At 65.5% G+C, this 11344-nt stretch carries 7 protein-coding genes; 3 read left to right on the plus strand and 4 right to left on the minus strand.

What is annotated here, in order from left to right:
* Positions 1 to 35 precede the first annotated feature (35 nt).
* A complete protein-coding gene (locus tag JKF87_RS12655; protein ID WP_201100252.1) occupies positions 36 to 986 on the minus strand; it encodes an alpha/beta hydrolase in 951 nt (316 codons plus the stop codon).
* A gap of 262 nt (positions 987 to 1248) precedes the next feature.
* Here JKF87_RS12655 and JKF87_RS12660 point away from each other — a divergent pair, with 262 nt between their 5' ends.
* From JKF87_RS12660 to JKF87_RS12670, 3 genes are all read left to right on the plus strand, one after another.
* Positions 1249 to 3924 (plus strand): TonB-dependent receptor plug domain-containing protein, encoded by a 2676-nt coding sequence (locus tag JKF87_RS12660; protein ID WP_201100253.1) that lies wholly within the window; start codon positions 1249 to 1251, stop codon positions 3922 to 3924.
* A 96-nt stretch (positions 3925 to 4020) separates the two neighbouring features.
* Complete coding sequence (gene bglX, locus JKF87_RS12665) at positions 4021 to 6306, plus strand: beta-glucosidase BglX (protein ID WP_201100254.1); 2286 nt, start codon at positions 4021 to 4023, stop codon at positions 6304 to 6306.
* 80 nt (positions 6307 to 6386) lie between these two features.
* Complete coding sequence (locus JKF87_RS12670; protein WP_201100255.1) at positions 6387 to 7145, plus strand: NRDE family protein; 759 nt, start codon at positions 6387 to 6389, stop codon at positions 7143 to 7145.
* A gap of 6 nt (positions 7146 to 7151) precedes the next feature.
* Here the strand turns inward: JKF87_RS12670 and trhA are convergent, their stop codons facing one another.
* The 3 genes from trhA to JKF87_RS12685 form a co-directional block, all read right to left on the minus strand.
* Positions 7152 to 7820: a PAQR family membrane homeostasis protein TrhA gene (trhA, locus tag JKF87_RS12675; RefSeq protein ID WP_201100256.1), complete on the minus strand. Its 669-nt coding sequence runs from the start codon at positions 7818 to 7820 to the stop codon at positions 7152 to 7154.
* A 112-nt stretch (positions 7821 to 7932) separates the two neighbouring features.
* The gene (locus tag JKF87_RS12680) at positions 7933 to 9318 is read right to left on the minus strand and encodes a sigma-54-dependent transcriptional regulator (protein ID WP_201100257.1); all 1386 of its coding nucleotides are present in this window, start codon (positions 9316 to 9318) and stop codon (positions 7933 to 7935) included.
* The gene (locus JKF87_RS12685) at positions 9318 to 11162 is read right to left on the minus strand and encodes a sensor histidine kinase (RefSeq protein ID WP_201100258.1); all 1845 of its coding nucleotides are present in this window, start codon (positions 11160 to 11162) and stop codon (positions 9318 to 9320) included. The genes JKF87_RS12680 and JKF87_RS12685 overlap by 1 nt, the downstream gene beginning before the upstream one ends.
* Positions 11163 to 11344 lie beyond the last annotated feature (182 nt).

The following is an 11344-nucleotide window of genomic DNA, read 5'->3' on the forward strand; positions in this document are numbered from 1 at the left end:
CGGCCCAGTGATGGGCCGCCCGTTTCGGTTCGTGGTCAGGGGCGGGCCAGTTGCTGGACTTGCAGCCAGTTCACCAGATCGTTGATCCAGAAGTCGCTGCTCTTGCCCTGTTTGTTCATGCCGAAGCCGTGGCCGCCGTCGCGATAGAGGTGCAGTTCGGGCTGGCGGCCTTTGTTCGCTGCGGCGCGGTAGAAGTTCAGCACGGTCGGCTCAGCCAGCTTGTCGTCGCCCGCCACGGCCAGGAAAACCGGCGGCAGGTCGGCGGGCAGGGCGGCGTCGTTGAAGGTGGCGCCATAGATCAGCCCTGCGAAGGCGGGGCGGGCCGCCGGGTCGGCGTCCAGAAGAGCGCCGGCCGTCACACGCGCGCCGGCGGAAAAGCCGATCATGCCGACACGGGCCGGGTCGATCTGGAACTCGGCGGCGCGCTGGCGCACCAGGCGAAGGGCCTGCACCCCGTCGGCGACGCCCTGAACCGAAGCTTCATCCAGATTGAAGGCGCCGTTGGAACGCGCCGCGCCCGCCATGAAGACGAAGAATTCGCGCCAGTGCTGGCCGTCGTCGGCGGGTGTTTCCAGCGTGCGGTATTTCAACACGAAGACGGTGACGCCGTGTGCGGTCAGGGCGCGCGCCACATCGGCACCCTCGGCCTGCATGGTCAGGTAGCGGAAGCCGCCGCCCGGCGCGATGACGACGGAAGCGCCAGTCGCCATGCCGGGTTCGGGTCGGAACACCTCCAGCGTCGGGCGCGTCACGTTGCGCACCACCTCGAAGCCCGCGCCGGGGAAGCGGCTGATGGTCTCGACCTGGGTCGCGCGCTCTGACCCCGGTGCGGCGCCGGGCCAGATGGCGAAGGTCTGGGGCGCGGTCTGGTTGGCGCTTGAGACGGCGTGCTGCGGCGCGACCTTGACTGTGCTTTGAGCGCAGGCGGGCAGGGCGAGGGCGGCGGCGGCGGCCAGCGGGCCGAAGCGGGCGAACAGAGAAGACATGGGTGAACCACCTAAGGCAGCGGCGAGGGCGGCGCTTTGTGGCCGTCCGGAAACAGTCAGGCTAGCCCCAAGCTATTTGGTTATGCAATCGCTCAAATAGTTCTTGACCTGTTTTTTGAAATCGCGGAACCTCAACTCACAATCTGGGACGACGGCTCAACCGTCGCCGGAAACGACAGTCTGATCGGGCACCCGTCCGGCGGATCAATATCCAGGAAAGACCCGCGAAGGCGGGCAGGTCCGACGACCTGGGGGAAAACAGATGCGCAACGCACCCTTGAACACACGGCTTCTGGCCACGACGGCGATGGTCGTGATCGGCCTGTCCGCCGCTGGAGCCGCTTCGGCCCAGACCGCGCCTGCGCCCGACAGCGCAGCGGCGACCGAGGTTGATGACATCGTCGTCACCGGCACCCTGCTGCGCGGCGTGGCCCCGACCGGCACCAATGTGGTCAGCATGGGCCGTCAGGACGTGATCGCCACGGGCGCCGCCTCGTCCAACGACCTTCTGGCGCGCATCCCCCAGATTTCCAGCGCCTTCAACACCGCGCCCCAGCCGGGCGCGACCATGGCCCTGCCGATCAACCGTCCGAACATCCGCAATCTGGGTGCATCCGGTGGTTCGACCACCCTGGTCCTGCTGAACGGCAACCGCATGGTCGGCGCAGGTATTTTGCAGACATCACCCGATCCGTCGGTCATTCCGCCCGGCGTGCTGGAGCGGGTTGAAGTGATCCCGGACGGCGGTTCGTCCATCTATGGCTCGGACGCCATCGGCGGCGTGGTCAACTTCATCACCCGCAAGAAGTTCGAAGGCATCGAGGCCACGGGCCGTTACGGCGTGGGCGACGGCTATGACCAGTTCGACCTGAACCTGACGGCGGGCAAGAGCTGGGACGGCGGTTCGGGTATCATCTCCTATGCCTATGCTGAACACAGCAACATAGCCGGTGCAGACCGCGACTACTTCACCCAGGATCTGACCTCGCGCGGGGGCGGTGATTACCGCAGCAAATCCTGCTCGCCAGGTACGATCACCGTGCCGAATCCGTTCTCGATCCTACTTCCGGGTACAGACTTTAAAATGCCGGGCCGTACGCCGGGCGCCAATCTTTGCGACTTGGCCAAGGTGATTGACTTCTATCCAGAAGAAGAGCGCCATAGCCTGTTCGCCACTGTCAGCCAGACGGTCAATGATCGCCTGTCGCTGGACGCCACGGCCTATTATTCGCAGCGTGAAACCTCGCGTCGTGGTATTTCGGTAGGAGAAGGTACTGGTTTGGCCGGCGGCGGCTTGATCACGGCGCTGAACCCCTATTTCCAGTCGGTTGCGGGTGAGCTCGGGAATATTGTCACCTTCAACTATGATGACGCTTGGGGGGGCTCCTTGCCGAAGAACAACAGCCGATTCACCTCGGCTGGGTTTACGCCGTCGCTGACCTATCAGATCAATGACGACTGGCGTCTGAAGGCGTCGCTGAACTGGGGGCGCAGCACCAATCAGGTTCGCAGTTGGGGCATCAACACGACGGCGGAAGCCGCTGCTCTGGCCGGAACCACGGCGGCGACAGCTTTGAACCCCTATAATATCGGTGCCACCAATGCGGCGGTGCTGAAGGGCATCATCGACTTCCAGAACTACGGCCATTCGGTTCAGGAAATCCGCGAGGCGCGCGCCGTTGTCGACGGCAATCTGTTCACCCTGCCTGCCGGCGATGTGAAGCTGGCTGTCGGCGTCGAATATCACGAAGAGACGCTGAAGGCGCAGCAGGGCAATGGCGCTCCGTCGGCGCTGAACCTGGTGCGTTCATCGATCAGCCGTGATGTGAAATCGCTGTTCGCCGAAGTCCTGGCGCCCGTGTTCAACAGCCCGAGCATGGGGTCGCTCGATCTGTCGGCGTCGGTGCGCTATGACAGCTACAGCGATGTGGGCGACACCACCAACCCGAAGATCGGCTTTACCTATCGCCCGATCTCGACCCTGACCTTCCGCGGCAACTGGGGCACCTCGTTCCACGCGCCCAGCCTGGCCGACATGGGCGACGGTGTTGACACTCGCGTCCAGGTTATACGTTTCAGCCCGGTGTTGCCGCCTGATGCGCTCCCGGGTGAGATCGCGCGTTCTACCCTTATTCTGGCAGGCGGCAACGCTGACCTTAAGCCTGAAACGGCAGACACCTGGTCGCTGGGCTTCGACTGGCACCCCGAGGGGGCGCTTGAGGGCCTGACCGCCAGCGTCACCTATTATAATGTGGCGTTCCAGGATGCGATCGGCGTGACGCCAGTCGGTCGAGGCTCTTTCTTCACAAATCCAGGCTTCGCCTCCCTGTTCATCCGGAACCCGACACTGGAGGCCCTGACGGCGAAGCTAGGGGGGCTGCCTGTCGATGGCGCGCCCAGTCTGGCGTCGCTTTATTTAGGCGGCCAATCGCCAGCCATCTTCTTCGATGCGCGCCGTCATAACTTCGGCACGCTGGATGTTGACGGCATCGATTTCAACCTGCGATATGCGCGTCCCGCCTCGTTCGGATTGTGGCACGTCGGTCTGGCCGGAACCTATGGTCTGAACCGTGAAAGCCGTCTTTCCAAACAGGACCTTAAGATCAACGAGTTCAAGAACGGCACCGGACGTTACTCTCTGGTCGCTTCCAGCGGCCTGATCTCGGGCGCCTTTGCGGGGGAGCTGACGGTCAATCACAGCTCTTCAGCGGACCTGACGGGCATACCCAATCAGAACAAGGTCAGCGGCTTCACCACCGTCAATCTGTTCGGTTCGTATGACCTTGGCCTCAGCGGCGCCTTTAGCGACACCACGGTGACGCTGAACGTCGACAATCTCTTTGATGAAGCACCGCCGTATTACAACGGGAACGGCGGAACCGCGAACGGCTCGACCCTGGGGCGGGTGGTTTCGATCGGGCTTCGCAAGACCTTCTAACCTGAGCTGATCGGCTCTCCCGGGCCGTCCTGCTTGCTGACTGGCCGATGTGGATCAGCGTCCACATCGGCCTTCTTTTTTACTGGGGTGCGTCTGATGCGATCGCGACTTCTGAAACGTCTTCTTGTCGGTGTCGCCGTGTGCAGCCTGACCGGAACCTCCGTGATCGCCAGACCGGCCGCACCTGTATCCGCTGTTGCAGCTGTTCAGTCGCCGGAGGCGCGGGCTGACGCCCTGATCGCGCGCATGACGCTGGAGGAGAAGGTCGGTCAGGTCAGCCAGCAGTTCGTGCTGGGCAGCGCCGCGCCCGTCGAAACCCGCGTGAAAGCCGCCCAACTGGGTTCAGTGCTGTTCGTGCGTGATCCGGTCGTCGTGAACCGCATTCAGAAGATGGCGGTGGAGGAGACCCGGCTGGGGATTCCGCTGCTGTTCGGATACGACGTCATCCACGGCTTCCGCACCGTCTTCCCCGTGCCGCTGGCGATGGCGGCGACCTGGAACCCCGGACTGGTGGAACAGTCGCAGAGCGTGGCCGCGCAGGAGGCCCGCGCATCGGGCATTCACTGGACCTTCGCCCCCATGCTGGACCTGACGCGCGATCCGCGCTGGGGCCGCATCGTCGAGGGGCCGGGCGAAGACCCCTACCTTGCGTCGGTTCTGGCGGCGGCCCAGGTGCGCGGCTTTCAGGGCGAGACCATCGGCGCGCCAGGCCATGTGCTGGCAGGCCCCAAGCATTTCCTGGGTTATGGCGCGTCCGAGGGCGGGCGTGACTATGACAGCGTGAACCTGTCGGACACCCAGCTTTACAACGTCTATCTGCCGCCTTTCATCGCCGCGATCGACGCGGGCGCCGCCAATGTCATGAGCGCCTATATGGAGCTGAACGACGTGCCGGCGGTGGCCAACGACTGGCTGCTGAACGGCCTGTTGCGCGATGAACTGGGTTTTGAAGGGTTCGTCGTGTCGGATGCCAACGGCGTGCGCAGCCTGATCCCACAGCATTTCGCCACCGATGCCACCGACGCCGCCATCCGCTCGATCCGCGCCGGGAACGACATGGAGATGGCGATGGGGACGGGGGCCTTTGACAATCTGGTTGCCGCCGTGCGTGACGGGCGTCTGGACGAGGCCGTGGTGAACCGCGCCGTGCGGCGTGTGCTGATCGCCAAGTTCAAGATGGGGCTGTTTGAAAACCCCTATGTCGACGCCTCCCTGACCGAGTCCGTGCTGACGGCGCCTGATCACCGCGTGCTGGCGCGTCAAGCGGCGGAGCAGGCGATGGTCCTGCTCCAGAACAAGGACGGCGCCCTGCCGTTGCAACGCGGCGCCCACCAGCGTGTCGCCGTCATCGGGCCGCTGGCGGATTCGCCCGTCGATACGGTCGGGCCCTGGGCCTTCGCCGATAAGACGGACGAGACTGTCACCATCTTCAAGGGCCTGAAGGCCAAACTGGAAGGCGCGGCTCAAGTCGAGACGGCGCCGGGCGTGCAGATTCGTCGCGGCACGCCGTCGATGTTCTCGGCCATGCGGCCCATGCCTGCGCGCTGGGATGAAGCGAAAGCCGAGGCGGAATATGCGCGGGCGCTGGAGCTGGCGCAGCGTTCGGACCTGATCATCCTGACAGTCGGCGAAGACTATTACATGAGCGGCGAACAGGCCTCGCGCGTGTCACTGTCCCTGCCGGGCGAGCAGCAGAAGCTGATCGACGCCGTCACTGCCCTGGGCAAGCCGGTCGTGATGGTGATGGTCAATGGCCGTCCGCTGGATATCCGCCGTGCTGCGACCCAGGTTCCGGCCATTCTGGAAGCCTGGCATCCGGGTTCGGAGGGCGGAGCCGCAGTCGCCAATGTGCTTTACGGCGATGTGAACCCCGGCGGGAAGCTGCCGATCACCTGGCCGCGCGATGCGGGTCAGATCCCGCTGTACTACGCCCACAACCGCACCAAGGACCCGGCCACGGCGGCGACCCGCTATTGGGACGAGGCGTCCACGCCGCTGTATCCGTTCGGCTACGGCCTCAGCTACACCGACTTCAAATTCTCCGACATCGCCGTGAGCCAGCCCAGCATTGCGGCAGACGGACAATTGACGGTGTCTGTCGTCGTGACCAACACCGGCGCGCGCGCGGGAGACGAGACGGCCCAGCTTTACATCCACCAGCGGGCCGGGCGCGCGACCCGTCCTGTGCGTGAGTTGAAGGGCTTCCAGCGCATCACCCTTGCGCCGGGTGAAAGCCGCACCCTGACCTTCACCCTGGGCGAGGCGGAGCTGAAATACTGGAGCGGGGCGGAGCGCAAATGGGTGATCGATCCCGGCGTGTTCGATGTGTGGATCGGCGGGGACTCGCGCGCGGACCTGACCACGACTTTCGAAGTGCGCTGATCGGCCACTTCATGAGGTGACGCGGCGATCTCAGGCTCGTAAGCCGAGGGGATGAACGTCCTTGATGAGCGGAGATCGCCATGTGCGTCCTGGCCTTAGCCTGGCGGGCGCATCCGCGCTGGCGTCTGGTGTTGGCGGGAAACCGGGATGAGCTTCATGCCCGGCCTGCCGATCCTCTGGCGCGCTGGGCCGAGGCGGAACACGTCATCGCGGGGCGTGATCGGCTGTCCGGCGGGACATGGTTGGGCGTGTCGGAACAGGGGCGGTTGGCGGTCGTGACCAATCTGCGCGGTTTTGGAGGGCCCAGGGCCAATGCCCCGTCACGCGGCCTGCTGCTCAGCGATATGCTGCGCGGAGAGGGTGATTTCATCGATCCGACGGACGCCGAACTGGAGCGTTTCAGCCCCTTCAACCTGATCCGGGTCATTGGCGACGCGGCGACATTCTGGACCAATCAGCCAGAGCCGCAGCGGCAGGATCTGTCGCCCGGCGTCTATGGGTTGTCGAACGGACAGTTGGATGAGCCGTGGCCCAAGACGGTGCGGCTGAAGACCATCATGTCCGACTGGCTGGCGAACAGCGATGCCCCGGACGTGCTGATGGATGGCCTGCATGAAGATCGGCTGGAGCAGGAGGGCGTGGTCCCGGCCGAACCATCCGATGCGCCGTGGGAGCCGCGCGTCTCGCCGATCTTCATCCGCAATCCGCAGTACGGCACACGGTGCAGCACGGTGGTGATGATCGACGCGCAGGGGCGGGGGCTGATCACGGAACGCCGCTTTGACGCCAGCGGGACCGCGACGGGCCAGACGAGGTTGGAGTTCGCCTTTGTGGTCTGAAACCGCTTAGTGCGAGCCGTTCAGCAGGACCACGCCGACCAGAACGGCGGCCCAGTGGACGCTGGCGGCGGCGACGACGTGGCCATGCCAGATGGCGCGGAAATACTTCAGCCGTTTCTGCACATAGAAGAGCACGCCGGACATATAGACCATGCCGCCGATGCCGAGCAGCAGCAGGGCCACCCAAGAGCCGTGGGCCAGCATCGGCTTGAAGGCCAGCAGCACCAGCCAGCTCAAGGCGATGTAGATGGCGACCCAGAAGCCGCGCCCCAGCCCCGGCAGGAACAGCTTGCCCAGCGCGCCCAACGACGCCAGCGTCCAGATGGTCGCCGTCATGGCGATGGCCCAGACGCCCGTCAAAGTGTGGGTCGTGAAGGGCGTGTAGGAGGCGGCGATCATCAGGAAGATGCCCGCGTGATCCAGGCGACGCATCATCGGCTGCCACGACGGCTTGGCGAAGTTGTATGCGGTCGAGAAGCCCAGCATGGCCAAGAGCCCGACGGCATAGACGCTGACCGCGGCAATGACGCCGACATCCCCGCGCGCGACTGACAGGCCCAGCAGGACGCCGCCGCCGAACAGGGCGAACCCCAATCCGACCAGATGCACGACCAGATCCGCGATACGCGCGGCGCGGGTCGGATAATGGCTTGGCTGCCCGGCGTTTTGCGCCATGTCGTCGGTCCCGATTTCGGCTCACAGAGCGTCGGGGGCGATCATGCTCCCGATCACTCTGCATCGGGAACATAGCATCGCTTCGTGGCGGGACAACGACAGGCCGGGGTTTCTAATCCAGGCCTGATTTGTCGGGGCCGGTCTTGTCGGCGCCTGATTTCCCAGTGCGGAAGGCGGAGGCCTTCAAGCCGTGGCGGGCCAGTTTGTCGTACAGTGTCTTGCGGGGAATTTTCAGGCGGCGCTGGACCTCGACCATGTCGCCAGACGCGTCGCTGAGGGTGTCGGTCAGGACCTGGGCTTCGAACCGGGCGACACGTTCGATCAGACTGAGGTCCAGCTCTGACTGCGCCGCGTCGACCTGCTCAAGGCCTAGGGCGAAGCGTTGGGCGAAATGGGCCAGTTCACGGATGTTGCCGGGCCAATCGGCTTCCAGCAGGCGCGAACGCACGGCGTCGGTCACCGGCGGCGTATGGGCGCCCGGCGCGGTCGGGGCGCGGGCCAACAGATGCGCGAACAGCAGGGGAATGTCCTCACGCCGCTCCTTCAGCGGCGGCACCCGCAGACGCACGACGTTGAGGCGATAGAACAGGTCTTCGCGCAGGCGGCCTTCCTCGACCGCGCGCGCAGGATCGCTTTTGGCCGAGGCCAGAACGCGCAGGTCCAGAACGCGGGGTTCGTTGGCGCCGATCGGATGGACTTCGCGCTCCTCCAGCACACGCAGCATCTTCACCTGCACCGTCAGGGGCATGCTCTCGACCTCGTCGAGGAACAGCGACCCGTTGTGGGCGCGTTCGACGTAACCGACGCGGCGGCGCAGGGCGCCTGCAAAGGCGCCCAGTTCGTGGCCGAACAGCTCGCTCTCCACCATGCCGTCGGGCAGGGCGCCGCAGTTGACGGCGACGAAGGGATGCGGCCGGCGACGACCGCCGTTGTGCAGGGCGCGGGCGACGGCCTCCTTGCCCACGCCGGTGTCGCCCTCGATCAACACGTCCATGCGGGCGTCGGCGATCTGGGCGATTGTGGCTCGCAGCGAACGGATGGCGCGGCTTTCGCCCAGCAGCGGCAACTCCACCCCTGCTTCCGACGACAGGGCGGCGAGACGGCGGTTGTCCAGCACCAGCGCCCGCTTCTCCATGGCGCGTCTGAGGCTGTCATGCAGGCGGTCGAAGGCGAAGGGCTTGGCCACGAAATCATAGGCGCCGTCCCGCATGGCGGCGACCGCCTCGGCTATGTCGCCATGCCCGGTGATCAGGATGACGGGCAGGGCGGGGTCCAGCGCCTGAAGCCGGGTCAGCAGCTGGCGACCGTCCATGCCCGGCATCCGCAGGTCGGTCACCACCACGCCGGGGAAGTCGGCAGTGACGGCTTTCAGCGCGAGGTCGGCGGTGCGAAAGGCCTGAACCTCGAACCCTTCCAGCGACAGACGTTCGTTCAGGGCGTTGCGGAAATCCTCGTCGTCCTCGACCAGGGCGACGGCGGTCAGGCGGGTGAATTCCATCAGGCGGCCTTCAGGGTGATGACGAACTCAGCGCCCGTGGGTGACGGACGCAGGGACAGTTCGCCGCCGAAACTGGCGATGATGTCACGGCAGATGACCAGGCCCAGGCCGAGCCCGTTCGGTTTGCTGGTGACAAAGGGCGTGAACAAGTGGTCGCGGATGTCGGCGGGAACGCCGGGGCCGTTGTCGGCGACGATCAGGTCGATCTCGGCGCCCCGATGCAGGATCGACAGGGTGACGACGGGCGCGGGGGTGTCCTCCAGCGCCTCCATCGCATTCTGCATCAGATTGACGATGACCTGCTCCAGCCGGAACCGGTCGCCCATGATCATCAGATTGGCGGGCGGCTTTTCACGCACCAGTCGGACGCCGAGCTGACGCATCCGTCCGCCCAGCAGCAGCAGGGCGCCGTCGATGGCCTGGGGCAACGGCACAGCCTCCAGTCTGGGCTCGGCCTTGCGCGAGAAGGCGCGGAGCTCCTGGGTGATGGCGCCGATCCGGGCGGTCAGGTCGCCGATCTTCTGCAGGGGGCGCGCGGCCTTGGACGCCTGATCCCGCTCCAGATAGGCGGCGGCGGTTTCGGCCTGGGTGCGGATGGCGGCGACGGGCTGGTTGATTTCATGCGCTACGCCCGCCGCGATCTGGCCCAGCGCGGCCAGCTTGCCCGCCTGCACCAGTTCGTCGCGCAGGGCCTCGCGCGCCGCTTCAGCCAGCTGGCGTTCCTCGATCTGGCGGTTCAGGGCCAGGTTGGCGTCGCTGAGATCCTGGGTCCGTTCAGCGATGCGCCGCTCCAGCTCGATGCGGGCGGCCTCGGTCGCGCGTTCACGGGCGACCGCCTGTTGGCGACGGCGCAGCAGCACCCCGCCAACACCGAAGATCAGGGTCAGGATCAGCGCCGTCAGGGCGCGTGCGTTGGCGGTCGCCCTCTCGATGGCGCCGCGGGTCGGCGTCAGCAGATGCAGGGTCCAGCCAGGCGTCGCCGTACCGGCGCGGCTGTGCATCCAATCGCGCTCCACACCGCCCAGCGGCGCCTTGATCAGGCTGGGGCGGTTGGTGTCCGGCGTGGCGAAGGGCAGGGGCGTCAGGGCTTCGTGACCCAGGGTCTGATCGGCCAGCGTCAGTTGGCGGCTGGCCAGGTCCAGCGGCTTCAGGGTGCGGAACCGCCATTCCGGCACGCTGGTGATCAGGATGACGCCGCCCGGATCGACGACATAGGCGGGTTCGCCTGACGCCGCCCATTCGGCCTCCAACGCATCGAACTCGACCTTGACCACGACAACCCCGACCGGACGTCCGCGGGCGTCATCGACGCGGCGTGACAGATACAGGCCTGGACGACCGCTGACGGTGCCCAGCGCAAAGAACTCGGCCCTGCCGTTGCGCATGGCGCCGATGAAATAGGGGCGGAAGCTGTAGTCGGCGCCGACGAAACTGGTCGGCAGGCGCCAGTTGCTGGCGGCGCGGGTCTGGCCCTTGGCGTCGATGACATAGATGACCGCCGCCCGCGTCTGTCGGGCCAGTTCCTCCAGCTTGCGGTTGATAGCCTCAGAAGAAGCGCCGGGCGCGGCGTCCAGCAGTTGGGCGATTTCGGGATCGGTGGCCAGCGCCAACGGCAGCGAGCGGTGCTTCTCCAGTTCGCTGCGCAGGACGGCGGCGTGCAGGGCGGTGGCCGCTTCGGACTGACGGCCCAATTCGGCGCTGGCGTCCCGGCGCGCGGTCGCGCCCGCCAGATAGGCCGCAGCCACGGTGACGATCAGCCAGGTCAGGATCAGCGCGAACCATATCCGCCGCGAGCGGGTCCGCCAGAAGGCGAGGATTCGGAAATCGAAACGACGAAACGGCATGGCGCTACTGTGCGATAATCCGCACAAAACAGCCACATATTTGCGCGGTTTGACGCACATTTGAAATCGAACGACTGCTGTTAATTCAAAAATACTTTTAAGAAACAGATTGTTGATGCTGTTCGCGTGGCCGCTTGGCGATAGGGTCTGCGCCCCTGAAACTGATCTTCAAGCGCGACACA

The sequence above is a fragment of the Brevundimonas nasdae genome (assembly GCF_016654005.1).
In the GTDB taxonomy this organism is placed as follows: Bacteria; Pseudomonadota; Alphaproteobacteria; order Caulobacterales; family Caulobacteraceae; genus Brevundimonas; species Brevundimonas nasdae.